Source organism: Nocardia rhamnosiphila NBRC 108938, assembly GCF_000720425.1.
In the GTDB taxonomy this organism is placed as follows: domain Bacteria; phylum Actinomycetota; class Actinomycetes; order Mycobacteriales; family Mycobacteriaceae; genus Nocardia; species Nocardia rhamnosiphila.
Genome location: NZ_JOAJ01000001.1, coordinates 1264177 through 1288203 on the forward strand (window position 1 = coordinate 1264177; position 24027 = coordinate 1288203).

Here is a 24027-nt window from a genome sequence, read left to right on the forward strand (position 1 = left end):
GGAATGCCGCAAGCCACTCACTCGGCCAGGAAAGTATCCAGTCGTGCGCAGGTGGCTCTGTACGAAGGGGCCAGATACAGGAAGGCTCGTGCCGTGATCGGACGTCTCACCGCACTGTTCGCCGGGCTCTGGCTGTACGGCTTCTCGATGGCCGTGATGATCCGCGCCGCAGTCGGTTTGGACCCATGGGACGTCTTCCATCAGGGAATCACCCGGCAGGTGCCGATGAGCTTCGGCACGGTGACCGTACTGACCGGCGCGGTGGTATTACTGGCCTGGATTCCACTACGGCAGTGGCCCGGTGTGGGCACGGTGAGCAACGTGGTCCTGGTCGGTGTCTCGGTCGACGCGGGGCTCTGGCTGCTCCCGCACTGGGAGTCGATGCCGGTCCGGGTGGGCGCGATGGTGCTCGCGGTCGTACTCAACGCCCTGGCCAGTGTGCTGTACATCGGCGCGGGGCTGGGGCCGGGTCCGCGCGACGGTCTGATGACGGGGCTCGCCCGCCGGACCGGATGGCCCATCCGCCGGGTCCGGACGATTCTCGAGGTGGCGGTCCTGAGCACCGGCTGGCTACTCGGCGGCAGCGTCGGTCTCGGCACCGTGGTCTACGCGGTCGCCATCGGACCCCTCATCCAGCTCATGATCCCACTGGTGGCCGGCCGGTTACCCGGATTCGACACCCCGTCGCCCCGGCGGTCGCCGGACGCGGAGGCGGTTCCCGGGCCCGCGGGGAGCGAGGACGGGCCGGTCCCCTCCGGCGCGTGACCCCGGGTGATCCACCACCGCGTCCGCGCGCCGGAGCCGCGGCTCCGGCCCGGTCCGGATACCGGACGGGCGACGCCGGTGTCCCGGCGTCGCCCGTTCGGAGGCTCGATCAGTCGCGGAAGGCGTCCTTCACCTTCTCACCCGCGTCCTTCAGGTTGGACTTGGTCTGGTCGGCCTTGCCTTCGTTCTTCGTCTCCTCGTCGCCGGTGGCCTTCCCGAGCTTTTCCTTGGCCTGACCGGCGAGATCTTCGGCTTTGTTGTCGAGCTTGTCCTTCGCACTCATCGCCTGTCCCCTCTCGTCGGATGCGACCGGCCGGCGGTCCGGCCGATCGTCCGGCGAATAACCACCGTTCGCCCCCTCAAACACGCGCCCCCGCCACTTCCCGGGACACCGCGCCGCCCGTGTATCCCGCCGGGACCTGCGTACAGCGGGCGAAACGCCGGGTTCCCGGCCGCGGGCGGTGTCCTACTCGCCCGTAGCGCCGCACCTGCCTATTCTGCTCCGACGACAACGGAGTCGGGACCCGTACCTCCCCACCACCCGAGCAGATCGGCAGGCCCGTGAACGCCACAACCATCGACCCCCTCCCGACCCCGGCCGCGTCCGGTAGACGGTCCGAGGCGATCCACCGCTTCCTCGTCAAACCCGCCGACGCGGGTATCGCGGGCGCGGTGGACGGCGGCAAGCTCCTCGAATGGATCGACAAGGTCGCCTATGCCGCGGCGGCCCAGTGGAGCGGCCGTTACTGCGTCACCGCCTATGTGGGCAATATCCACCTCGACCGGCCGATCGCGGTCGGCGAACTGGTCGAGTTGCACGCGAACCTCGTCCACACCGGCCGGACGAGCATGCATATTCTGGTCAGCGTCTACTCGACCGACCCCACCCGGCAGAAACCGGTCCAGACGGCGCAGTGCCTCACCATCTTCGTCGCCGTCGACGAGGCGCGGCGGACGGTCGCGGTACCCCAGTGGGAACCGGCCACGATTCTCGAATTGCAGCGCCACCGGCAGGCCCGGGCCCGGATCTCGGTCCGCAAGCGCATCGAGGAGGCCATGGCCACGCAGCGCTACACCGCCGCCTCCACCGCCCCGAGTGCGACGCTACGGTTTCTGGCGGCCCCCTCGGATATCAACTGGGGCGGCAAGGTGCACGGCGGCCGCACGATGGGGTGGATCGACGAGGCCGCCTATGTCTGCGGCGCCGATTGGGCCGGCCAGCATGTGATCACCTCCTATTTCGGTGGGATCCGCTTCTACCGGCCGATCGTCATCGGCCATATCGTGGAGGTCACCGCACGGCTGATCCATACCGGCCCGCGCAGTATGCACATCAGCGTGCACGTGACCGCGACCGATCCGCATTCCGACGAACCGGCTCTCGCCGCGCACGGTCTGGCAGTGGTCGTGGCGGTGGACGCCGCCGGCAAGGCGCGACCCATCCAGCAGTGGACACCGGTCTCCGACGAGGACCGGTCCCTGGCGGCCCATGCCCGTCACCTCGTGGACCTGCGCGCCGAGGTCGAACCGTTCGCCACCGCCGCCGATCTACCGGCCGACGCCGAGCCCAGCCATTTCCGCGCGCCGCTTCCGGGCTGAGTCCGGCCGGGCCCGCGTTACCGAACCGGGTCGGAGTGTGTGTACTTACCGGCGAAGCGCGGAGGGACGGCGATCCGCCGGCAGCGCGGGCGGCGGCCACCGGTCAGGTGGCCGGGCCGGCTCCCATCGCTCGCCGCCAGGCGGCGCCGCGCAGCAGGCGCAGGCCGTTGAGACCCACGATGATCGTGGAGCCTTCGTGTCCCGCGACGCCGAGGGGTAGCGGCAGGGTGCCCACCAGGTCCCACACCACCAGCACCGCGATGAAGGACGCGGCGATCACCAGATTCGCGACCACGATGCGCCGGGCCCGCCGGGCCAGCGCGAGCACCGCGGGGATGGCGGTGAGATCGTCGCGGACCACCACGGCATCGGCGGTCCGCAGCGTCAGGTCCGAACCCGCGCCGCCCATGGCGATACCGGCGTGCGCGGCGGCGAGGGCGGGCGCGTCGTTGACCCCGTCGCCCACCACCGTCACCGCGGCGCCACCGGCCCGCAACTGCCGGACGGCGGCGACCTTGTCCGCGGGCAGCAACTCGGCCCGGAAGTCGGTGATGCCGACCCGGGCGGCCAAACGCTCGGCGGCCACCCGATTGTCGCCGGTCAGCAGCACCGGGTTCGCCCCGGTCAGCTGCCGCGCCGCCGCGACCGCGGCGGTGGCTTCCGGGCGCATCTCGTCGGCGAGAGCGAGGACGCCGATCGGCCGGTGATCGCAGGTCACCACGACCGCGGTGCAACCCCGCGCCTGCAGGGCCGCGACCGCGGCCCCGGCCGTCTCGGTATCCGCGCCGGGCACGGCCTCCGCCGCCGGCGATCCGACCCCGACGCGGTGGGCGCCGACGCGGGCGCTCACTCCGCGACCCGGTTCGGCGGCGAATTCGCCGGCCGCGGGCACGTCGAGCCCGCGCGCGCGAGCGGCCCGGACGATGGACGCGGCGAGCGGGTGTTCGCTGGGCCGTTCCACGGCCGCCGCGAGCCGCAGGACCTCGTCGGAGTCGAACGAGTCGGTCGTGCACCGTATCTCGACCAGTTCGGGAACGCCGCGGGTCAGGGTTCCGGTCTTGTCGAACGCGAGCAGGTCGGTGGTCCCGAGTCGCTCCATCACGACGGCGGATTTGACGAGTACCCCGTGCCGCCCGGCGGTCGCGACGGCGGCCAGCAGCGGGGGCATGGTCGCCAGCACCACCGCGCACGGGGAGGCCACGATCATGAAGGTCATCGCGCGCAGCAGCGCCCGCTGCAGCGACTCACCGAACAGCAGGGGCACCAGGAATATCGCCAGGGTGGCGGCCACCATCGCCACCGAATAGCGCTGCTCGATCTTTTCGATGAATAGCTGGGTGCGGGCCTTGGTGCGGCTCGCCTGCTCCACCAGGGCCGCGATCCGGGCGACGACCGAATCCTGCGCCAGGCGGTCGACGCGGATCCACAGGGCGCCGGTGCCGTTGAGGGTGCCGGCGAAGACCTCGTCGCCGACGGATCTGTCCACCGGCAGCGGCTCTCCGGTGATGGTGGCCTGATCGACCTCGCTTCCGCCGGATACCACGGTGGCGTCGGCGGCGATCCGTTCACCGGGGCGCACCACGACCGTATCGCCGATCCCGAGCTCGGCGACCGGCACCGTCTCCTCCTCGTCGTCCGCGGTGACCCGGGTCGCGGTATCCGGCGCCAGATCCAGCAGACCGCGCACCGAATCCTCGGTCCGGGCACTCGCGAAGGCCTCCAGCGCGCCCGAGGTGGCGAAGATGACGATCAGCAGCGCGCCGTCCCCGACCTGCCCGATCGCCGCGGCGCCCAGCGCGGCGGCCACCATCAGCAGATCCACATCCAGCGTCCGCTCCCGCAGCGCGCGCAGACCGGCCACGGCGGGTTCCCAGCCGCCCGCGGCGTAGCAGGCCAGGTACAGCGCCCACCACGACCAGGCCGGACCGCCGGTCAGCTGCGTCGCGACTCCGGCCGCGAAGAGCACCACCGCTGTTGCCGCCCACCGGGTTTCGGGCAGCTCGAACAGTTTCGTCCGGCGCACGACCACCGCGGCGGGCACGCGCGCCGAATCGGTGGGCGGACGCGTCGGAACGGCCACAGGTCACCTCCACAGCGGGAACGAACGATCCACCGACCATAACAGAACACATGAAGACGTCTTCATTTATGCTGGTTGATATGCTGTCTGCTTATGGGACACGGGGTCGAAGGCCGGGACCGCCCGATCGCGCGATTGGACGGGGACGCGGCGGCCCGCGTCGCGACCACGCTGCAGGCGCTGGCCACGCCGAGCCGGCTACTCATCCTGAGCGAACTGCGCCAGGGACCCCTTCCGGTGACCGAGCTGGCGACGGCGGTCGGGATGGAGCAGTCGGCGGTATCGCACCAGCTACGGCTTTTGCGCAACCTGGGTCTGGTCACCGGCGCCCGCAGCGGGCGCAGCATCGTCTACAGCCTCTACGACAGTCATGTCGCCCAGCTGCTCGACGAGGCGATCTACCACAGCGAACACCTCCGCCTGGGCCTCGCCGACCGCCCCGAAGCGGCCGGCTGAGTCCGGCCGGAACGAGCAGCCCGGCGCTTCCGGTGGGCGCGGGACCTCAGTCGTGATCCGGTATTCCGCGCACCCGATGTTCGGCGGCGTTCAACGTTTCGACCAGGAGACGGCGCACATGGCCACCCCGGGTGCGGTAGAGCATGCGCCGGCCGGCCCGCCGCCGGACCACCAGCCCGGCCAGTTCCAGCTTGGCCAGATGTTGCGAAACCGCCGGCCGGGCCAGCGAAACCCGGTCGGCCAGCGAACCGACATCCAGTTCGTCGTCGCCGCTCAGTAGCCACAACAGCCGCAGCCGGGTGGGATCGGACAGCATCCGCAGTGCCGTCGATGCGGCATCGACGAGATCCGGGGGCGGAAGCTCGGACCAATGGCTACTAGAATCGTGTGCGTACACGAGCACATATTCTGCCTGCTCGGCACGGATCGAGGAGTCGAGGGTTGTCACTATTCGCCCACCGGGCCTACCGGCGCCTGTTCGCGGCGCAGGTATCGGCCCTGTGCGGCACCGGTCTGGCCACCGTGGCGCTGGGGCTGCTCGCCTATCAGCTGGCCGGCACGGACGCCGGCCTCGTCCTCGGCACCGCGCTGACGATCAAGATGGCCGTGTACGTCACTGTCGCCCCGGTGGCGGCGGCCTACGCCGATCGGTTGCCGCGACGAGGGTTGCTGGTGGCACTGGACCTGGTACGCGTCGCGGCGGCGCTGACCCTGCCGTTCGTGCACGAGGTGTGGCAGGTCTATCTGTCGATCGCGGTGCTGCAGACGGCGTCGGCCGTATTCACCCCGGCCTTCCAGGCCACCCTGCCCGATATCCTGCCCGGCGAACGCGACTACACCCGGGCGCTGTCCGCGTCGCAACTCGCCGCGACGATGGAGAGCCTGCTCAGCCCGGTGCTGGCGGCACTACTACTCACCGTGCTGGATTTCCACCGGCTGTTCGCCGGGACCGCACTGGGCTTCCTCGCCTCCGCGATACTCGTCGCGGGTACGGCGATTCCGGATCCCGTCCGCCGCGCGGTGACCGGGATATGGGACCGGACCGCCGCCGGTATGCGGGTCTTCGCCGCCACCCCGCGGCTGCGCGGCCTGCTCGGGGTGAACCTCGTGGTGGCGGCGGTGGGGTCGGTGGTGATGGTCAATACCGTCAACTACGTTCGCGACGTGCTGGGCGGCTCGCCTGCCGATGTCGCGGTGCTGCTGGCGGCCAACGGTTTCGGCACGATGCTCGCAGCCCTGGCGCTGCCCCGGGTGCTGGACCGGGTCGGTGAACGCTCGATCGTGCTCGCCGGGGCGGGGACCCTTGTGCTCGGCATCGCGATGGCGGTCACGATGGCGCTGTACGAGCCCGGGAGCCGGACCGCCGCCCTCGCGGTCTGGGCAGTCATCGGCGCCGGTACCGGGATGGCGATCACTCCCGCCGGGCGGGTACTGCGGCGCTCCGCGCATCCGAAGGACCGGCCGGCCCTCTTCGCGGCCCAGTTCTCGCTCTCACATCTGTGCTGGTTGATCACCTACCCGCTGGCGGGACAGCTCGCCACCTCGACGGGATTCACCACCACCTGGATCGTGCTGGCCCTCGTCGCCGGCGCCGGTCTGGTCGCGGCGATGCGGTGCTGGCCCCGGCACGATCCCGCCGCGCTCGGCCATGTCCACGACGGCCGGATAGATCCCGGGCATGTCCACGACGCGGTATCGGTGGGCGCGAACAGCTACCGGCACACCCACACCTTCGTCATCGACGACGATCACCGGCGGTGGCCCACGCCGGTCGGCTGATGTGCCGGCCTCCGGTTCGTGACCCGCAGCTGCCGGGCGGTCGTCACGGCCAGCGTGCGTACCTGTACCGGAGTCAGCGGACCGCACAGCCGGTCCCAGTGCAGGGCGACGAGCTGCCCCGGAGCCGCGTCGGGCACGGCGGAATACCCGTCCTCCCACACGGGTACCGACAGCGCCGCGGGCTCGCTCAACAGCAACCGGCCCTCGTCGAAGCGCAGCCGGCGGCGTCGCACCGTCAGCTCGTCGCCGTGCCGGGCCGTCACTGTGCCCCAGCTGATCCGACAGCAGTCGAGCACCCGGATCGGTTGCTCCCCGCCGCGATCGAGCAGCCGGCTCCAGGGGTAGACACCGAAGACATGGAAGCAGTGGTTGGCCGCCGCCTCGCCGGCCAGCGACTCCTCGGCGAGGTACTTCCAATAGTGTCCCGCGGCCGGGCCGATCACGGCGAGCAGCTCGGTGACGAATGCCGCCGGATCCAGTCCCGCGCCGACGCCGCCGCCGATCCAGTACGACTCGACGAGCCGGTGATCGAGCGGATCGGCGATACCGGTCATGCGCGACATCACCCGCAGGTAGGGCCAGGCCCCGGTGAATTGGCGCGCCGCGGCCCGCACCCGGTCCGCGGCGCCGCCGCGCAGGGCCGATATCTCGGCCGGGCCGCAGTAGCCGAGCCGGTTGGGCGCGTAGGCGTACCGGGCGAACATCTCGGTTCCCCGGGTGCTGCGGGCGTCGGCGGGCGTGCTCACGGGTCCACCGGCACCCCGCGCCGCCACCGCTGCTCGACGTCACCGAACCGCCAGACGGCCGCGGCGGCAGCCCAGGTCAGAACGAAGAGACCGACGATGATGAACCCCATCGCCCCGAGATCGAGCGCCCCGATCCAGGCAAGCGGGCCGGTGGTGAGATCGAGCTTCTCGGTCAGGATCGAAATGATCTCCTGTGCCCCGATCAACAGGGCCACCGCGACCGACAGGCCGGTGACCACGAAGTTGTAGTAGACCTTGCGAACCGGGCCCGCGAACGCCCAGCCGTAGGCGAAATTCATGAACGTTCCGTCCAGGGCGTCGAACAGCGACATCCCCGCCGAGAACAGGACGGGCAGTACGAGAATCGCATACCAGGGCAGATCGGTGGCCGCCGCGCCACCGGCGATCACGAGCAGACCCACCTCGGTGACGGTGTCGAAACCGAGCCCGAACAGCAACCCGACCGGATACATCTGCCAGGGCCGGCGCACCGCGCGCATCAGCGGACCGAAAACGCGGTTCAGTGCGCCGCGGTCGTCGAGCCGGCGTTCGAGTTCGGCCTCGTCGTACACCCCGCCCCGCATACCGCGGAACACGCGCCAGATCCCGATCAGCGACATCAGGTTCAGCAACCCGATCAGGATGAGGAAGGTCCCCGAAACACCTGTACCGAAAACGCCGGTCCACCGCTGCAACCGCGAATTGTCGTCCTGCAGATTGACCGCGAGCGCCTTCACCCCGGCCGCCAGCAGGGCGACCAGCACGAACACAATGGTGGAATGCCCGAGGGAGAACCAGAAACCGACCGACAGCGGTTTCTGGTTCTCGGCCACCAGTTTGCGGGTCGTATTGTCGATCGCGGCGATATGGTCGGCGTCGAACGCGTGCCGCATACCCAGGGTGTAGGCGGTGATTCCGAGACCCGCACCGAAAACGGCGCCGTCCACCAGATAGCCACCCGGAACCACCAGGAACAGCAGTGTCGCGAAGCCGATGAGGTGTAAGGCGACGATCGAGAGAATCATCCCGGCCGCACTGCGGCGCTGCGCGAGGTCCAGATCCGACCATCCCGCGCGCACGGCCGCCACCGATTTCCGCACCGTCGGTGTACCTCGTTCCTTCCGGGCGGTGGTCCCCGGGGACCCGCCGTGTCAACAGATCCGCGGCAACTGCTCCCCGGCGGGCAGATCGACCACCCGCGTACCGCCGAGCCCGGTGCGCGCCACCACCATGCCCGGATGCTCCTCGACACAGCGGCCGATCACCGCCGCATGCGCCCCGAGCGGATGGGCGCGCATCGCCGCCAGTACCCGTTCCGCGTCCGCGGGCGGTACGAAGGCGACAAGTTTGCCTTCGTTGGCGACGTACATCGGGTCCAGGCCGAGCAGCCCGCAGGCATCACGGACCGCCGCCGGTACCGGCAGTGCCGTCTCCTCCAGCGCGATGCCCGTGCCGGCGGCACGGGCGATCTCGTTCAGCGTCGCGGCCACCCCGCCGCGGGTCGGGTCGCGCAGTACGTGCAGATCGGCACCGGTTTCCAGCATGGCGGCCACCAGACCGGCCAGTGGCGCGGTATCGCTGAGCACCGTCGTCCCGAACTCCAGGCCTTCGCGGCAACTCATCACCGCGATACCGTGCACCCCGATCTCACCGCTGACCACGACGATATCGCCGGGGGCCGCGCGCTCGGGCCGGATATCGGCGCCGTCGGCGAGGACACCGATACCGGCGGTGTTGATGAAGATGCCGTCGCCGTGGCCGGCGTCGACGACCTTGGTGTCGCCGGTCACCAGGGAGACACCGGCCGCCGATGCCGCGGTGCCGAGTGCCTCGGCCACGTGGGCGATCTCCGACAGCGCGGTGCCCTCTTCGAGAATGAACGCGGTGGACAGCACCAGGGGTCGCGCACCGGCCATGGCCAGATCGTTGACGGTGCCGTTCACCGCGAGCTCGCCGATCGAGCCGCCGGGGAACACGAGCGGTTTCACGACGAAGGAATCGGTGGAGAAGGCCAGGCGAGTGCCGTCGACCGTAACGACCGCGGAATCCCCCAGGCCGGCATCGGCGGCGGCGCCGAAGGCCGGGAGGAAGAGGTGCTCGATCAGCTCACCCGACATCGCCCCGCCGCCACCGTGCCCCATCACGATGTTCGGCGCGTCGCGCAGCGGCATCGGGCAGACCCACGCGTCGGCATCGATCGTCACCGCCGGGGTCATCGGATCCTCACGCATGGGCCACCTCCGCGGGCTGGTCCAGCCGGCGGTACAGGTAGTAGGCGGCACACGCGCCCTCCGACGAGACCATGGTGGCGCCCAGCGGGTTGCGTGGTGTGCACTGTGTGCCGAACGCGGCGCATTCGTTGGGTTTGATCAGGCCCTGCAGCACCTCCCCGGACCGGCATATCGCCGATTCGGCCGCGTGCAGTTCGCCCACCGCGAACCGGTGTTCGGCATCGTAGTCGCGGTACCGCGGCGACAGCCGCCACCCACTGTCCGGGATCACGCCGATCCCCCGCCACGCCCGGTCGGTGACCTCGAAGACGTCGTCGAGCATGGCCTTGGCCGCCGGATTCCCCGCCTCCGATACCGCGCGGGGGTAGGCGTTCTCCACTTCGTACCGACCCGCCTCGAGCTGCGCCACCGTGCGACGGATGCCCTCGAGGATATCCAGCGGTTCGAAGCCGGTGACCACCATGGGGGCCCGGTAGCGCTGGGCCAGCGGCGGATACTCCTGGGTGCCCATCACCGTGCACACGTGCCCGGCCAGCAGGAACGCCTGTACCCGGCACTGTGGCGATTCCATGATGGCGGCGATCGCCGGCGGTACCAGCACATGCGACACCAGCAGCGAGAAGTTCTCGATACCGAGTCGCTGGGCCTGGTAGACGGTCATCGCGTTGGCCGGGGCGGTGGTCTCGAAGCCGATCCCGAAGAAGACCACCTGCCGGTCCGGGTTCGCCTTGGCCAGCTCCAGGGCGTCCAACGGCGAGTAGACCACCCGGACGTCCCCGCCTTCGCTCTTGACGTGGAAGAGATCCTTCTCGCTGCCCGGAACCCGCAACATATCGCCGAAGGAGCAGAAGATCACCCCCGGCCGGGCGGCGATCTCGAGGGCCTTGTCGATAACCTCCAGCGGGGTGACGCATACCGGGCAGCCGGGACCGTGGATCATCTCGATCCGGTCCGGCAGCAACTGGTCGATTCCGTGCCGGATGATCGAATGTGTCTGGCCGCCACATACTTCCATGATCGCCCACCGGCGGTCGGTGGTGGCGCGGATCCGGTCGAGAAGTTTCTTCGCCAATTGCGGGTCACTGAATTCGTCGAGATATTTCACGGCTCCTCCTCGGGGTCGCGCTGCCGCGGCGCTTCCGGGTTCTCCACTCCCGCCTGCGCGGCCGCGACGGCGAATCCGTCGGCGAACTCCTCGTTCAGCACACCGAGGTGTTCGAATTCGGCCAGAGTCCGCAGTGCCGATTCCTCGTCCAGCCGGTTGATGGCGAACCCCACATGCACGACGACGTAGTCGCCGATCGCGGCATCCGGGATGTATTGCAGGCATACGTCCTTGTGCACGCCGCCGAAATCGACGACCGACATGAGAGTGCCGTCGCGCTCCTCGAGGCTGAGTACCTTTCCGGGAACTGCCAGGCACATGATCGTCCTCCTTCTCCACTCAGCCCGCGGCCACCGCGAGCACCTGACCGAACGCGAGACCGCCGTCGTTGGGGGGCAGCCGGTGGTGGGTGAGCACGGTGAAACCGTGTGCCCGCAGCAGCCGCCGGGTGGCCGACAACAGCAGCGCGTTCTGGAACACACCGCCCGAGAGGGCGACGGTCGTGGCCGGTCCGGGGTGGGCCAGGGCCGTCTCCAGTACCAGCCGCGCGAGCGCGGCGTGGAAACGGGCACCGATCACCGCGGCCGGTACCGAGTCCGCGGTATCGGCTACCACCGCCGCGAGCACCGGGGCGGGATCGATCGGCACCGGGTCGCGGTCGGCATCGATCGCGAACCGGTACTCGATGCCGCCCGTATCGCCGCGCCGGGATAAACCTTCGAGTTCGATGGCGGCCTGCGCCTCGTAGTCCACGGTGTGGCGGACCCCGGCCAGCGAGGCCACCGCGTCGAACAGCCGGCCCATACTCGAGGTCGGCACACATCCCAGACCGGTTTCGAACTGGTGGGCCAGCACCGCGCGTTCGGCCGCCGGGCAGGCGCGAACGGACGCGATCGCGGGCCGCCAGTCGATACCCGCCGCCCACAGATGCGCCAGCGCCATCCGGTACGGCCGGTGCACGCTGGTATCGCCGCCTGCCAGCGGCACATATTTCAGATGCGCCAGCCGGCGATAGCCCTTGTACCCGGCGGCCAGGAACTCCCCACCCCAGACCGCGCCGTCGGGGCCGAACCCGGTGCCGTCGAACGCGACTCCCAGCACGGTGTCGGACGGCCCGAGGCCGTGCTCCCCCATCACCGCGGCGATATGCGCGTGATGGTGCTGCACGGTACGTACCGGGCGGTCGCCGGCGGCGCGGCGCGCCCACTCTGTGGAGCGGTAGCCCGGGTGGGTGTCGGCGGCGAGCTGGGTGGGGCGCACACCGGTCAGTTCCCGGAGATGCCGTTCGGTGGCGTCGAAGGCCCGCAGCGTGGCCAGATCGTCCATATCTCCGACATGCTGGCTCAACCAGGCGTACCGGCCGTCGGCCACCGCGCAGACATTCTTCAGATCGGCGCCCACGGCGAGCGTCGGCGCCACCGGCACGGGCAACGCGAGGGGCAGCGGCGCATATCCACGCGACCGTCGCACCGGTGTCTCGGCACCGTCGACGACGCGCACCACCGAATCGTCGCAGGGCACCAGGATCCGGCGGTCGTGCCACAGCCATCCGTCGGCCAGCCCGGCGAGGCGCTCCCGGGCGTCCGCGTCGTGATAGCAGATCGGTTCGCTGCTGCGGTTGCCGGACGTCATCACCAGCACATCGGGACCGGCCGGATCACCCGGGAGCCCGAAGAGCAGGATGTGCAGCGGAGTATAGGCCAGCAGCACACCGAGATCCGGGTTGCCCGGCGCGACCGATCCGGCGACCTGCCGGGCACCCCGCGGGAGCAGCACGATGGGGCGCTGCGGCCCGGTCAGCAGTGTCGCGGAGTCACCGTCGAGCCCGGCGATCCCCCGGGCGACCGCGAGATCCGGCGCCATGAGGGCGAAAGGTTTTCCGCCGCGGCGTTTCCGGCGGCGCAACTCGGCCACCGCGGTCTCGTTCGTGGCGTCGCAGGCCAGGTGATAACCGCCGACGCCCTTCACCGCGAGGATGCCGCCGGCGCGCAGCAGCGCACGGGCGGCGGCGAGCGGTTCGCCACCGCCCGGCCCGGCGTAGTACAGGCGGGGGCCGCACTCCGGGCAGGCGATGGGCTGGGCGTGGAAACGGCGATCGGCGGGATCGTGGTATTCCCGGGCGCAGCGCTCGCACATCGGGAAATCGGCCATCGAGGTCCGCGCCCGGTCGTAGGGCAGGGACGCGATGATGGTGAATCGCGGACCGCAGTTCGTGCAGTTGACGAAGGGGTGGCGGTAGCGCCGGTCGGCGGGATCGCGTAATTCCGCGGCACAGTCCGCGCAGATCGCGATATCGGGTGAGGCGAGCGTACGCCCGCCGCCCGCGGTGGTGTCGGCGATCCGGAATCCGGTACCGCCGCGGACCGGTAGCTCCCGGCATTCGATCGAGTCCACCACGGCCAGCGGCGGCGGGGCGGTCCGTAGACGCCGTTCGAACTCCGCGAGGTCGGCGGGGGTCCCCTCGGTTTCGATGAACACCCCGCTGCTGTCGTTGGACACCCGGCCGCTCAGCGACAGCTCCGCCGCGGTGGTGTAGACGAACGGCCGGAACCCGACACCCTGTACCACACCGCGCACCACGAACCGGCGCCGCGCCCGGTCGGCCGTCACGGCTGCTCACCCCGGCCGAGTAGGCGCAACCCCGCCATCGCCTCGGCCGCGCCGGCCGCGTCGGTCTTCTCGACCGCGAAGCCCATATGGATGACCACCCAGTCACCGGGCCGCACCGGATCGTCCTCGAGCAGGCCGATGTTCACCCGCCGCTGTTCACCGGACACATCCACCACGGCGATCTGGCGGTAGTAGCCGTCGGGGACCGCGACGACCCGGCCGGGGATACCGAGGCACATGGTTCACACCTCCTGATGTGGGCGGAGCAGTTCGGCGACGACGCGACCCACGGTGTCCACGGCCGCGTCCACCGCGTCCCCGACCGGCGTGGACAGCCCGAGCCGCTCGTCCACCGACTCGACCTGGCATCCGACGACCACGGTCGGGGGCACGGTGCCGCCCAGCGCCCGGACGCCGGCGAACACCGCCGCCGGATCCATGGCGTGGGCGTCCAGCGCGGCGGTCTCGGCGCGGCCGGGTTCGGCCCGGAGCACCTCGATCCGTCCCGGCGTACCGCGATCCGGCACGGCGTCGACCAGCACCAGCGCGTCCCAGGGGGCGAGCAGGTCGTAGGCCAGGTGCATACCGCGGATGCCGTAGTCCACCACCCGCACACCGGAAGCCGGGCGCTCCGGCAGCCGCCGCACCACCTCGGGTCCGAAACCGTCGTCGCCGAGGAAGATATTGCCGATCCCGGCGATCAGCACGGTATCCGTCGGCTCAGCCCTTTCCTTCGGTCGGCGTCGTCGCCCCGCCGACATCCTGGTCGTCGACCTTCCCGGTCGCCGTCTCCTCCGGCTCGTTCGCCGTCGGTTTGCGCTCCTCGTAGGGCGGAACGGCGGGTTCGCTACCGGAGGGCGGTTCCGAGGTGAACTCGGCCTCCTGCTCGGCGTCCTGGCCGTGCGCGGAGGTCACCTCCTCGTGGCCGATATCGCCCGGCTCGCGTTCGGTGCGTCCACCGGCCACGGTGTCCGCGCCGGTATCGCGCGAGCCCGGCTCGCCGCGTTCCTGCTGTGGTTCTTCTCTCGGGTCCTGCATCCTGGCTCCTTCCGATCCGCCGCTACATATGCCGGATCTTCAGATATCTCCGGAGGTCCGGTACCGAGCGCACACCGAGGTAGACACCCGCTGCCGCCAGTACTGCCACCACCGCTGTCGAGACAACTCCCACCGTCTGCATCACGTACTTCCTTTCACTTCTCGGGATCGTCGAGCGGCTCCAGTTCATCGGGCGCGAAATAGAGGTATCGGCCGAACCATTCGTGCAGTTCGGCCGCGGGGTCGTCGTCCAGCACGACCCCGACGTGTGACTCCCCGTCCACGTCCTGGTGCACCGAGACGACCCGGGCGGGCGCACCGTCGACGAACAGATCCTGGGCGTCGGCTCGCCGGGACGGGTGCAGCCGGACCCGGCTGCCCCGGCGCACCAGCACACCCGCCACCGGCACCGCGTCGCGATCCGGACGGACGGCGCCGTCGGCCACCGGGTCCCACCAATCTGTCCCCGCCGGGACCTCCGGTACCGGGTGGGGCCGGTCGGGACCCGGTTCGCGCAGCACACCGTGCAGTTGCCGCATCGCTTCCGGCGATACGGCCTCGCAGCGGTCGATGATCTCGGCCGCGCGCGGGTCGGTCGCCCGGGCCTGCGCCTTCTCCGTGTCGGTCATCGTCATCACCCGCAGGGTGAGGATCTCGTCGATCTCGGTGGAATCGAACAGCTCCCCCGCGCTCTGCGCGGCGATCTCGGGGTGGTCGTAGAGGATGATCGGCGAGATCAGCAGCAGGCTGTGATCACCGGGCGGGCCGGCGAGCACCGGGAAGCACCGGTGCGACGCGCAGTGTCCGACCGCCGGCGCGGCCGCCGCCGGTGGTTCCAGCGAAGAGACGAACTGTCCACCGCTGAGCTGCCCGAGGATATGCGCGCCGATCAGCGAACGGGCGAGAGCGTCCTGGCTGCCGGTCGCGGGGGCACCCACATTGCGAACCTCCGCCGTGAGCCGCAGGAAGCCGCCGGCCTGCTCGACGGCCAGCGCGAATTCACCGGCGAGCGGTTGCCGGGTTCGCACCAGGGTCCCGGCCACCCGGCCCGCGGCGTCGGCGATCTCCTCGGTATCGACGCCCGCGGGGACGGTCAGCGGACGCACGAGCGATTCCGCGGCCATCGGGCCGACGACGATCTCCTGGGTGACGGCCTCGTCCCAGGAAATCCACGAACGCGCGCCGACGGACAGTTCAGGGCGCGGCCGGCCGTCGTCGCCCATCACCTGCCGCCGCTGGAGCTGGAGGAACCGGACAGTCCAGGTCAGGACCGGATCCGCAGCCGGATCCAGCAGGAACCCGGCCGACAGGGACGACTCCTCGCCGAATCCCGCCGCGGCCGCCCCCGGCGGTCCCAGCACCCCGAACTGCCAGCGCGCCATATTCTTCCGCGTGGTCGCCCGGTAGGGATAGAGCAGATAGCCCTCGTAGAGCACCGCGTCGGCGACGGCGCGGGCCCGGGCCAGCGGTTCGGCGGTCACGGCAGCTCCTTCGCGCGCGCCAGCAGCCGGGTCACGGCGTCGTCGAAACCCAGCAGGCCGTGGCCGGATTTGTAGGCGGCCAGCTCGTCGAGGGTGTCCCGGTGCAGGCGGACCCAGCCCGTGTTGGGGAAATGCGCGGACATCAGCTCCTGCCACACCGCCACCGGCATATCGAAGGTGTCCTCGCGGTCCCACGGGATCTGCTGGATGGCGAAGCCACCGCTGCCCTTGATGAACACCGTGCCGCTGAACAGGAAGAGCAACGGCACCGAGCCCTCGCGCAGGGCGTGCAGGTATTTCGATCCGGTCACTTCGAAGTCGTAGGTGCACGGCATCGGCATATCCACCTCGGCACCGCCGGAAAACCCGGGAACCATGGTGGCGCAGTGCATCCAGAGGAAGGATCGCTGGGTATCCCGCCAGCGGTCACGCGCGCCGAACAGGTCGGTCAGGCCGGCGCCCTCTTCGTCGGAGTACCGGCGGCGTGACGGCTGGATCCGTACCTGCGCGCGCAGGGCGATCGCGTGGACGGGTTCGTCCGCCAGCGAGGCGATACCGACCCGGGCGGACAGAATCGGCGCGGCGGAGTACGGCTGCGGCGCGATCTCCAGCACCGCGAACGTCGTCGAGTGTACGGGGCTCATAGCGCGTCCCGGGCCCGGGCCGAGGCGGCCGCGAAGAACTCGTCCAGATAGTCACGCACATCCTGGCCACCGTCGAAACCGCGCCACAGCAGGCGCATCCGGCCGACGAATTCGTAGCACGCGTCGATCGGCAGGAGCAGGCAGCTCGCCCGGTCGACATCGTTGCCGGGAACGCGGATCAGCAGGGCCTCGACATCGGCGGCGAGCACGTCCAGCTCCGGGTGCCGTCGCAGGATCGTATGCCACCGGTCCAGCGGCAGTTCCGATTCGGTCGCGCCCGCGGGGCCCGGGTAGAAGGCCACGGTCCGATCTTCCGCGGAGTTGTGGAAGAAGAAGGCCAGCCCCACCGGTATGTCCAGCGCGTCCCACTCCGCCGGGCCGATCGTGAACCCGGGGAAGGCGAGATAGCGGTCGGGCACCGCCCGGTACCGCAGGGCCGCCTGCTGGTCCACGAACAGCAGATAGCACCCGCGGCACACGCACATCAGCTGCCGGCCCTCGATATCCACGACGTGCTGGTGGGCGCCGGCGATCGGCTCGGCGCACATCTCGCAGCGCTCGCCCACCCGCGGCGCGGGCGGGCGTTCGGCGGTGATCCGCCGGAGCACTCGCGACGGCGTGTTCACCCCGCCACCCCCACCGGCACGGCCACCGACAGTTCACCGGACCGGACGAGGACCGGGAGCGGTTCGAGATGACCGTCGCCGTCGAGACGCGCACCGGCCCGGACGACATCGAAATGCGCGCGACAGGTCGGACAGCGCAGGACGGCGTCACCGACCGGGTATCCGGCCCGCCGGTGCAGCGCGGCCCCCGCGAGCGAATGCCCGCAGGCCGGGCAGTGGTCCCGGTAGGCGAACAGTTGCTCACCCACCCGGCAGGCCAGCACCGTAAGGCCCGCCACCGCGAATCCGCCCACTTCACCGGCAGCCAGTTCGGCCAGTTCGGGGACCGGCACCCAGCTGCCCGCCGCATGGTCGTCGGCGCGCACCCGGGAGAACAGCGAGTCGGTGGAGATCAGCCCCGCCGGTTCCGGTTGCGCGGCCACGACTTCGATGGCCTCGATCTCCGGCGCGGCGGTCCGTACCGCGTCCTCCACGGCCAGTTCCAAGGTCACCGACGAGGACGGGCAGCTGCGGCAACTGCCCGTCAGTTCCAGGCGGACCACCCCGTCGACGATGCCGACCAGGGTGACATCGCCGCCGTGCGAACCGAGATACGGCCGCACACTGTCGAGTGCGGACCGCACCCTGGCCTCCACATCGTGTGGGTGCAGCCCGTGCACGAGCAGCAGGCTCGCGACCAGATCGTCGCGGGCCAGGAGTTCGACCGACCCCGGGTCCAGCAGCTCGACCACGCGGACCAGTCCCGCGCCGTACAGCCCGGCCACCTCGCGCACCAGCTCCTCGGCCCGTTCCCGGGCGACCGCGCCGCCCGTCGAACTGGCCTCCAGTAGCGTGTCGATCCGGTCACCCGCCGCGCGCCAGCGCTGCCCGTCAGGTGTTGTGTCGTCCTGCCCGTGCGGGGATGCGTTCACCTCACTCTCCCGTCGCCGGTACCAAATTCACTCCGGTGTGGCCGTCTGCGTCGGCGAATGCAGTTTCCGCAGGCTCTGCCCCTTCCCGAGGTACATGTGCACACCGCACGGCAGACAGGGATCGAAACTGCGGACGGTACGCATGATGTCGATGCCCTTGAAGTGCTCGCGGTCGTTCTCCTCGAAGATCGGCTGGCCCTGCACCGCGTCCTCGTACGGACCCGGCGTGCCGTAGCTGTCGCGCGGACTGGCGTTCCACGGGGTGGGCGGATACGGGTGGTAGTTCGCGATCTTCCCGTCCCGGATCACCATGTGATGCGACAGCACACCGCGCACCGCTTCGGTGAAACCACACCCGATGCCCTCCTCGGGCACCTCGAACTCCTCCCACGTCTTGGTGTGCCCGGCCCGTATCTCCGCGAGCGCCTTCTCCGCGAAGTGCAGCGCGCAGGCCGCGGCGTACGCCTGGAAGTAGGTCCGGGCGCGATCGCGTTCGATGGTGTTGCTGCCGTGCGCGGGGATCTTCCATTCCAGCGTGACCGGGCCAGCGAGCGCGGTCTTGGGCAGGTTGATCTGCACGCTGTGGCCGGTGGACTTCACGTATCCGATATCGACCAGCTCGGCCAGCGCCGTCGACCACAGCCGGGCCAGCGGCCCGCCGCCGGTGTCCAGGGGCAGATGGTCGGTGCCGTCGAACCAGCGCGGCGACATGACCCAGCTGTACTTGTCCTCCAGGTCGCGTTTCTGCGGCCGGGGATTGGTGTGCTGGTTCCAGGGGTGCCGCCGGTCCACCGGATTTCCCAGCGGGTCGGTGGCCACGAATGTCTCCTGGTCGGTCCAGTCCTCGTAGTACGAACTGCCCAGCAGGATCCGCAGGCCCAGGTTGATATCGACCAGGGAGGTCGTGAGCAGCTTGCCGTCGACCACCACGCCCGGGGTGACGAACATCTTGCGACCCCAGTCCTCCATGTCCGCATAGGAGAAGTTGCAGAACTCGGGGTCCTGGAACGAGCCCCAGCAGCCCAGCAGTGTGCGCCGCAGACCCACCTTGTCGTAGCCGGGTATCGCGTCGTAGAAGAAGTCGAACAGATCGTCGTGCATCGGCACGACCTTCTTCATGAACTCGACATAGCGCATCAGCCTGGTCATGTAATCGGTCATCAGCTGGACCGTCGCCACGGTGCCCGGACCGCCCGGGTACAGCGTCGACGGGTGCACATGCCGGCCTTCCATCAGGCAGAACATCTCGCGGGTGTACCGGCTCACCTGGAGGGCTTCCCGGTAGAACTCGCCGGTGAACGGGTTCAGCGCGCGCATGATGTCGGCGATCGTGCGGTAGCCGTGTGCCTGCGCGTGCGGGGCTTCGGTCCGCTCGGCCACCGCGAGCACGCCGGGATTGGTCTCGGCGACCATCTTCTCGCAGAAGTCCACCCCGACCAGGTTCTCCTGGAAGATGTTGTGGTCGAACATGTACTCGGCCGCCTCACCCAGGTTCACGATCCACTCGCCCAGATGTGGCGGCTGCACGCCGTAGGCCATGTTCTGGCAATAGCAGGAGCAGGTCGCGTGGTTGTCGCCGCAGATCCCGCAGATACGGCTGGTGATGAAATGGGCGTCGCGCGGGTCCTTACCGCGCATGAACACGGAATAGCCGCGGAAGATCGAGGAGGTGCTGTGGCACTCCACGACTTCCTTGTTGTCGAAATCGATCTTGGTGTAGATACCGAGACTGCCGACGATGCGGGTGATCGGATCCCACGCCATCTCGACGAGGCTGTCCGGTTCGATCGTCCGATGCGACGGCTCGGGGATGATCTGTGTCATCGCCGGATCCCTCCTACCAGGTTCGGATCGCGCCGGTCTCGAGCTTCTCGCCCCTGTGCCGCCAGCGTGGCTCTTTGTCGACGGTACGACCGGTGATGTTGCGAAGGCTGCGGACCACCGATCCATAGAGGCCCGAGGCGGTGGAGGAAATCTTCCCGCCGGGCGGCTCGTCCATGAACGGCATGAATTTGTCGGGGAAGCCGGGCATGGTGCAGCCGATGCAGATACCGCCCACGTTCGGACAGCCGCCCACACCGTTGATCCACCCGCGCTTCGGCACATTGCACTTGACCACCGGCCCCCAGCACCCCAGTTTCACGATGCATTTCGGGGAGCCGTACTCGGTGGCGAAATCGCCCTCCTCGTAGTAGCCCGCGCGGTCGCAACCCTCGTGCACGGTCGCGCCGAACAGCCACTTGGGGCGCAGTGCCTCGTCGAGCGGGATCATCGGCGCCTGACCGGTGGCCGTATAGAGCAGATAGGTGAGGGTCTCCGACAGATTGTCCGGGTGGATGGGGCAGCCGGGTACACAGACGATCGGGATTCCGGCCTTGCTCTTCCAGTCCCAGCCCAGATAGTCGGGCACACCCATGGCACCGGTCGGGTTACCGGCCATGGCGTGGATACCGCCGTAGGTCGCGCAGGTCCCGGCCGCCACGATGGCCGTGGCCTTCGGGGCGAGGCGGTCCAGCCATTCGCTGGTCGTGAGGGGCTGGCCGGTGGCGGGATCGTTGCCGAATCCGCACCAGTACCCCTCCTCGTGCAATTGTTCGTTCGGTATCGACCCCTCCACGACCAGCACGAACGGGTCGATTTCGCCACGGTCTGCCCGGAAGAACCATTCGAGGAAATCGTCGGCACCACCATTGGGACCGCACTCGAAATCGATGAGCGGCCAGTGCACCGCGACTTTCGGAAGACCGGGGAGGGCGCCGAGGGCGATTTCCTCGACACTGGGCTGGGTGGCGGCGGTCAACGCCACCGAATCGCCGTCGCAACTGAGACCGGCATTGATCCAGAGCACATGGATCAAGGTCTCTTCGGCTCGGACCGCTTCCTGAGTTGGCATACGCTGCCACCTTCCGGAGTCGAAGCGGGGACTGGCCGTTCCGGCTCATAGACCACGGATTGTGACTCTGATCACAACAGTCTAGACGGGGTGTCCGGCACCCTCAAGACTCGTCGCGGCCGCCCGGCGCTGCTCCGCCAGCCATTCGTACCAGCGGTCGAGCCCTGCGCCGGTGGTCGCCGAGACGGGGAGGAATTCGAGGCCGGGATTGACCGCACGCGCGTAGTCGGTGCAGGCGGCGAGATCGAAATCGACATAGGGCAGCAGGTCGATCTTGTTCACGAGCACCAAGCCGGCCGCCGCGAACATATGCGGATACTTCAGCGGTTTGTCCGTCCCCTCGGTCACCGAGATCAGCACAACCTTCCGCGACTCACCGAGATCGAACAGAGCCGGGCACACGAGGTTGCCGACGTTCTCGATGAACAGCAACGTGCCGGGCCCCGGATCCAGCGCGTGCAGTGCCCGGCGCGTCATCTCCGCATCCAGATGACAGCCGGCCCCCGTGTTGACCTGCACCGCCCGGGCTCCGGTCGCCGCGATCCGCTCGGCATCGCGTACCGTCTCCTGATCTCCCTCGATCACCGCGATCGGGGTACCGGGCAGCGCGCGGATCGTCCGCTCGAGCAGCGTGGTCTTGCCCGCACCCGGGGAACTGGTCATATTGAAGGCCACAATGCCGCGCCCACGCAGCCACTCCCGGTTGTGCTGGGCCAGATGGTCGTTGCGCGCGAGCACTTTCTCCTCGAGCGATACCGTCTCGGTCGCCGGCGGGTGGGTGTGCGGGGCCCCGCCGTCGGGTATGTGCTCCTGGCCGCCGTGTCCGTGCTCGTCGCCGAGACCGTGCGTATGCGGCGGCCCGTCCCGGCCGTGTTCGTGTCCGGGATCGGCCGATCCGTCGGGCCCGACCGTGATCACGCCTACCGTATCGTTTCCACATCCGCAGGTTGCGCACATTCTCGGCTCACTTCCATCGAGCGGATCCGCAGTTCCCGGCCCGCCCCTATCACTACATCCGCGCTTCCGCACGGGCAGAGCAGGAGCAGCTCGGTGACGGTGAAGTCCGCACCGCAGGCGCGGCAGTGCACCGCACCCGGTACGCACCGGATATCCAGACTCGCGCCGTCCGCGGCGGTGCCCTCGGCGGCGATATCGAAGGCGAATCGCAGCGCATCGGGGACCACGGCGGTCAGCACACCCACCTCGACGGTCACGCGATACACCACACGCCCCGCCGCGTGGTCGCACACGGCGTCGACAACACTCTGCGCAATCGCCAGTTCGTGCATCATCATCTCGACTCGTCGAGGGATAACTGGATGCTAAGCCGGATCGATGTAGACATCAACGCTCCGGCTCCGACGTTCTCGGTGAGGATGGTCGTAGGGTCCATCCACGCCCGCAGAAGGAGTCGGTTGTGAAATACGTGGTTCTGATCCATTCCAACCCCCAGCCGTGGGGTCACCCCACCGGCGACTACCTGGCCGAATTCCAGGACCTCCCGCAGGAGAAGCGCGACCGCATATCCGGCGACTTCGAACGGCTGCTCGCCGAGATGCGGGACAAGGGCGAACTCGTCGGCGGCGAAGCCCTGGGCGCACCCGACTCCGCACGCCTCTACCGATGGAATGCCGACGGTGGGTCGGTGGCCGGGGACGGACCCTACTCGGAGGCCAAGGAACACCTGGCCGGGTTCTTCCTGATCGATGTGGAGGACCACGCGCGCGCCGAGGAGATCGCCACTGTTTTCGCCGGACCGGGCGAAACGGTGGAGTTGCGGCCCACCATGTGGCCCGGTGGCGACGACCGGTGAGTTCACAGCCGGCGATGGCGGAGGTATGGCGCCGGGAGGCCCCGTACCTCCTCGCCGCCCTGCTGCGCCGGCACGGTGACCTCGGTGACTGTGAGGACGCGGCGCAGGAGGCGGCGGAGGCCGCCGCGGCGGACTGGGTGCGCAACGGGATACCGGACAATCCGCGCGCCTGGCTGATCCGGGTGGCCGCACGGCGGCTCATCGACCACATGCGGGCCGACCGGTCCCGGATCGGCAGGGAGGAAGCGGTCGCGGCGGCGCGCCCCGCCGACACCCATCTGGCACCGCCCGCCGACGAGAGCGAGCCGGAGCCGGGTGACGACACGCTGCGGTTGTTCCTGCTCTGCTGCCATCCGAGCCTGACCCGCCCCTCACAGGTGGCGCTGACCCTGCGTGCCGTCGCCGGCCTGTCGGTCGACCGGATCGCCGCGGTCTTTCTCGTCCCGGAACGGACGATGACGCAGCGCCTCACCAGGGCGAGGGCGACCCTGCGCGCCGCGAGCGCCCGGTTCGAACTGCCGGCACCCGCAGACCTACCGGAACGGCTGGCCGCAGTGCTCGACGTCTGCCATCTGATGTTCACCGTCGGCCATACCGCGAGTACCGGCGCATTCGTCCACGATCCGGGGCCGGCGCAGGAGGCCTTGCGTCTGACACGGGAACTGCACCATGCGGTGCCCGACCACGACGAGGTGACCGGCGCGCTGGCGCTCATGCTGCTCACTCACGCCCGGGCCGCCGCCCGCACCGATTCCGATGGCGAGCTGGTGCCGATGGCCAAACAGGACCGCGACCGCTGGGATCATCACGCCATCGCGGAGGGTATCGCCCTGCTCGAAAACGTGCTCCCCCGTGGTCATATCGGGCGCTACCAGCTGGAAGCGGCAATAGCGGCGGTACACGCGGAGGCACCGACCTGGGCGAGCACCGACTGGCCGCAGATCTGCGTGCTCTACGCCATGCTCGACCGGGTGGCACCGAGTCCCGCAGTGACCCTCAACCGGGCAGTCGCGGTGGCCATGGCGGGTGGCGCCGACCTGGGGCTGCGGCTCACCCAACCGTTACTCGACGACCCTGCGATGCGCCGGCACCACCGCCTCTACGCGGTGCGTGCCCACCTGCTCGAGATGGCCGGTGACCTGCCCGCCGCAGCGGAGAACTACCGCCGCGCGGCCACACTCACCACGAGCCTGCCCGAACAGCGATACCTCAATGCCGGACTCGCGCGACTGATATGACGTCCGGTGCAC

General features: G+C 69.6%; 27 protein-coding genes. 6 read left to right on the forward strand and 21 right to left on the reverse strand.

Going from position 1 to position 24027, the window contains the following annotated elements:
• Positions 1-93: 93 nt before the first annotated feature.
• The gene (gene yczE / locus IG75_RS0105575; protein WP_051714248.1) at positions 94-765 is read left to right on the forward strand and encodes a membrane protein YczE; all 672 of its coding nucleotides are present in this window, start codon (positions 94-96) and stop codon (positions 763-765) included.
• 109 nt (positions 766-874) lie between these two features.
• Here yczE and IG75_RS0105580 read toward each other — a convergent pair whose 3' ends face one another.
• Positions 875-1048 carry a CsbD family protein gene (locus tag IG75_RS0105580; protein WP_030520075.1) on the reverse strand — a complete coding sequence of 58 codons (174 nt, stop codon included), beginning with the start codon at positions 1046-1048 and terminating at the stop codon, positions 875-877.
• A 341-nt stretch (positions 1049-1389) separates the two neighbouring features.
• On the opposite strand from IG75_RS0105580, the gene IG75_RS0105585 reads away from it, so the two are divergent.
• A complete protein-coding gene (locus IG75_RS0105585) occupies positions 1390-2364 on the forward strand; it encodes an acyl-CoA thioesterase (RefSeq protein WP_051714391.1) in 975 nt (324 codons plus the stop codon).
• Positions 2365-2467: 103 nt separating this feature from the next.
• Here the strand turns inward: IG75_RS0105585 and IG75_RS0105590 are convergent, their stop codons facing one another.
• Positions 2468-4444, reverse strand: coding sequence for a heavy metal translocating P-type ATPase (locus IG75_RS0105590; RefSeq protein WP_030520077.1), 1977 nt, complete (start codon positions 4442-4444; stop codon positions 2468-2470).
• Positions 4445-4537: 93 nt separating this feature from the next.
• Between IG75_RS0105590 and IG75_RS0105595 the strand changes: the two genes are divergently transcribed.
• Positions 4538-4900: an ArsR/SmtB family transcription factor gene (locus IG75_RS0105595; RefSeq protein WP_030520078.1), complete on the forward strand. Its 363-nt coding sequence runs from the start codon at positions 4538-4540 to the stop codon at positions 4898-4900.
• A gap of 46 nt (positions 4901-4946) precedes the next feature.
• Here IG75_RS0105595 and IG75_RS0105600 read toward each other — a convergent pair whose 3' ends face one another.
• Positions 4947-5348, reverse strand: coding sequence for an ArsR/SmtB family transcription factor (locus tag IG75_RS0105600; protein WP_245713073.1), 402 nt, complete (start codon positions 5346-5348; stop codon positions 4947-4949).
• Between IG75_RS0105600 and IG75_RS0105605 the strand changes: the two genes are divergently transcribed.
• Positions 5342-6679 carry an MFS transporter gene (locus IG75_RS0105605; RefSeq protein ID WP_030520080.1) on the forward strand — a complete coding sequence of 446 codons (1338 nt, stop codon included), beginning with the start codon at positions 5342-5344 and terminating at the stop codon, positions 6677-6679. The genes IG75_RS0105600 and IG75_RS0105605 overlap by 7 nt on opposite strands.
• Here the strand turns inward: IG75_RS0105605 and IG75_RS0105610 are convergent.
• The 18 genes from IG75_RS0105610 to IG75_RS0105695 form a co-directional block, all read right to left on the reverse strand.
• A complete protein-coding gene (locus tag IG75_RS0105610) occupies positions 6649-7425 on the reverse strand; it encodes a DUF6390 family protein (protein WP_030520081.1) in 777 nt (258 codons plus the stop codon). The two genes, IG75_RS0105605 and IG75_RS0105610, sit on opposite strands and share 31 nt — an antisense overlap.
• Complete coding sequence (gene nicT, locus IG75_RS0105615; RefSeq protein WP_210436781.1) at positions 7422-8483, reverse strand: Nickel transporter NicT; 1062 nt, start codon at positions 8481-8483, stop codon at positions 7422-7424. The genes IG75_RS0105610 and nicT overlap by 4 nt, the downstream gene beginning before the upstream one ends.
• A gap of 93 nt (positions 8484-8576) precedes the next feature.
• Complete coding sequence (hypE, locus tag IG75_RS0105620; protein ID WP_030520083.1) at positions 8577-9656, reverse strand: hydrogenase expression/formation protein HypE; 1080 nt, start codon at positions 9654-9656, stop codon at positions 8577-8579.
• On the reverse strand, positions 9649-10761 hold the full coding sequence (gene hypD, locus IG75_RS0105625) for a hydrogenase formation protein HypD (RefSeq protein WP_030520084.1): 1113 nt from the start codon (positions 10759-10761) through the stop codon (positions 9649-9651). The genes hypE and hypD overlap by 8 nt, the downstream gene beginning before the upstream one ends.
• Entirely contained in the window at positions 10758-11081 is a 324-nt protein-coding gene (locus tag IG75_RS0105630; protein ID WP_030520085.1) for a HypC/HybG/HupF family hydrogenase formation chaperone, read from the reverse strand. Before IG75_RS0105630 ends, hypD begins: the two co-directional genes overlap by 4 nt.
• A 19-nt stretch (positions 11082-11100) precedes the next feature.
• Complete coding sequence (gene hypF, locus IG75_RS0105635) at positions 11101-13371, reverse strand: carbamoyltransferase HypF (protein WP_030520086.1); 2271 nt, start codon at positions 13369-13371, stop codon at positions 11101-11103.
• Entirely contained in the window at positions 13368-13610 is a 243-nt protein-coding gene (locus IG75_RS0105640; RefSeq protein WP_030520087.1) for a HypC/HybG/HupF family hydrogenase formation chaperone, read from the reverse strand. Before IG75_RS0105640 ends, hypF begins: the two co-directional genes overlap by 4 nt.
• A 3-nt stretch (positions 13611-13613) precedes the next feature.
• Complete coding sequence (locus IG75_RS0105645; RefSeq protein ID WP_051714250.1) at positions 13614-14132, reverse strand: hydrogenase maturation protease; 519 nt, start codon at positions 14130-14132, stop codon at positions 13614-13616.
• The gene (locus IG75_RS0105650; protein WP_051714252.1) at positions 14092-14409 is read right to left on the reverse strand and encodes a hypothetical protein; all 318 of its coding nucleotides are present in this window, start codon (positions 14407-14409) and stop codon (positions 14092-14094) included. The genes IG75_RS0105645 and IG75_RS0105650 overlap by 41 nt, the downstream gene beginning before the upstream one ends.
• A gap of 22 nt (positions 14410-14431) precedes the next feature.
• Positions 14432-14551 carry a DUF6893 family small protein gene (locus tag IG75_RS40860; protein WP_373863719.1) on the reverse strand — a complete coding sequence of 40 codons (120 nt, stop codon included), beginning with the start codon at positions 14549-14551 and terminating at the stop codon, positions 14432-14434.
• Between the two features lie 13 nt (positions 14552-14564).
• Positions 14565-15890: a hypothetical protein gene (locus IG75_RS0105660; RefSeq protein WP_030520090.1), complete on the reverse strand. Its 1326-nt coding sequence runs from the start codon at positions 15888-15890 to the stop codon at positions 14565-14567.
• On the reverse strand, positions 15887-16534 hold the full coding sequence (locus tag IG75_RS0105665; protein WP_030520091.1) for a DUF6084 family protein: 648 nt from the start codon (positions 16532-16534) through the stop codon (positions 15887-15889). The genes IG75_RS0105660 and IG75_RS0105665 overlap by 4 nt, the downstream gene beginning before the upstream one ends.
• Positions 16531-17160, reverse strand: a complete 630-nt coding sequence (locus IG75_RS0105670) for a DUF5947 family protein (RefSeq protein WP_030520092.1) — start codon at positions 17158-17160, stop codon at positions 16531-16533. The genes IG75_RS0105665 and IG75_RS0105670 overlap by 4 nt, the downstream gene beginning before the upstream one ends.
• Positions 17157-18071, reverse strand: a complete 915-nt coding sequence (locus IG75_RS0105675; protein WP_030520093.1) for a NifU family protein — start codon at positions 18069-18071, stop codon at positions 17157-17159. Before IG75_RS0105675 ends, IG75_RS0105670 begins: the two co-directional genes overlap by 4 nt.
• Before the next feature lie 27 nt (positions 18072-18098).
• Positions 18099-19895, reverse strand: coding sequence for a nickel-dependent hydrogenase large subunit (locus IG75_RS0105680; protein WP_030520094.1), 1797 nt, complete (start codon positions 19893-19895; stop codon positions 18099-18101).
• Between the two features lie 13 nt (positions 19896-19908).
• The gene (locus tag IG75_RS0105685) at positions 19909-20964 is read right to left on the reverse strand and encodes an NADH-quinone oxidoreductase subunit B family protein (RefSeq protein WP_030520095.1); all 1056 of its coding nucleotides are present in this window, start codon (positions 20962-20964) and stop codon (positions 19909-19911) included.
• 81 nt (positions 20965-21045) lie between these two features.
• Entirely contained in the window at positions 21046-21921 is an 876-nt protein-coding gene (hypB, locus tag IG75_RS0105690) for a hydrogenase nickel incorporation protein HypB (RefSeq protein WP_051714253.1), read from the reverse strand.
• On the reverse strand, positions 21885-22253 hold the full coding sequence (locus tag IG75_RS0105695; RefSeq protein ID WP_030520097.1) for a hydrogenase maturation nickel metallochaperone HypA/HybF: 369 nt from the start codon (positions 22251-22253) through the stop codon (positions 21885-21887). Before IG75_RS0105695 ends, hypB begins: the two co-directional genes overlap by 37 nt.
• A gap of 128 nt (positions 22254-22381) precedes the next feature.
• Here IG75_RS0105695 and IG75_RS0105705 point away from each other — a divergent pair, with 128 nt between their 5' ends.
• Positions 22382-22777 (forward strand): YciI family protein, encoded by a 396-nt coding sequence (locus IG75_RS0105705; protein ID WP_030520098.1) that lies wholly within the window; start codon positions 22382-22384, stop codon positions 22775-22777.
• Complete coding sequence (locus IG75_RS0105710) at positions 22774-24015, forward strand: RNA polymerase sigma factor (protein ID WP_345703653.1); 1242 nt, start codon at positions 22774-22776, stop codon at positions 24013-24015. Before IG75_RS0105705 ends, IG75_RS0105710 begins: the two co-directional genes overlap by 4 nt.
• Positions 24016-24027: the final 12 nt, after the last annotated feature.

What these genes read in the sequence shown, in the direction of transcription:
- IG75_RS0105580 (WP_030520075.1), bottom strand. Translation starts at nt 1,048, where the DNA reads ATGAGTGCGAAGGACAAGCTCGACAACAAAGCCGAAGATCTCGCCGGT.
- IG75_RS0105595 (WP_030520078.1), top strand. Translation starts at nt 4,538, where the DNA reads ATGGGACACGGGGTCGAAGGCCGGGACCGCCCGATCGCGCGATTGGAC.
- hypE (WP_030520083.1), bottom strand. Translation starts at nt 9,656, where the DNA reads ATGCGTGAGGATCCGATGACCCCGGCGGTGACGATCGATGCCGACGCG.
- IG75_RS0105630 (WP_030520085.1), bottom strand. Translation starts at nt 11,081, where the DNA reads ATGTGCCTGGCAGTTCCCGGAAAGGTACTCAGCCTCGAGGAGCGCGAC.
- IG75_RS0105640 (WP_030520087.1), bottom strand. Translation starts at nt 13,610, where the DNA reads ATGTGCCTCGGTATCCCCGGCCGGGTCGTCGCGGTCCCCGACGGCTAC.
- IG75_RS0105645 (WP_051714250.1), bottom strand. Translation starts at nt 14,132, where the DNA reads ATGTCGGCGGGGCGACGACGCCGACCGAAGGAAAGGGCTGAGCCGACG.
- IG75_RS0105650 (WP_051714252.1), bottom strand. Translation starts at nt 14,409, where the DNA reads ATGCAGGACCCGAGAGAAGAACCACAGCAGGAACGCGGCGAGCCGGGC.
- IG75_RS40860 (WP_373863719.1), bottom strand. Translation starts at nt 14,551, where the DNA reads ATGCAGACGGTGGGAGTTGTCTCGACAGCGGTGGTGGCAGTACTGGCG.
- IG75_RS0105665 (WP_030520091.1), bottom strand. Translation starts at nt 16,534, where the DNA reads ATGAGCCCCGTACACTCGACGACGTTCGCGGTGCTGGAGATCGCGCCG.
- IG75_RS0105680 (WP_030520094.1), bottom strand. Translation starts at nt 19,895, where the DNA reads ATGACACAGATCATCCCCGAGCCGTCGCATCGGACGATCGAACCGGAC.
- IG75_RS0105685 (WP_030520095.1), bottom strand. Translation starts at nt 20,964, where the DNA reads ATGCCAACTCAGGAAGCGGTCCGAGCCGAAGAGACCTTGATCCATGTG.
- hypB (WP_051714253.1), bottom strand. Translation starts at nt 21,921, where the DNA reads ATGTGCGCAACCTGCGGATGTGGAAACGATACGGTAGGCGTGATCACG.
- IG75_RS0105695 (WP_030520097.1), bottom strand. Translation starts at nt 22,253, where the DNA reads ATGCACGAACTGGCGATTGCGCAGAGTGTTGTCGACGCCGTGTGCGAC.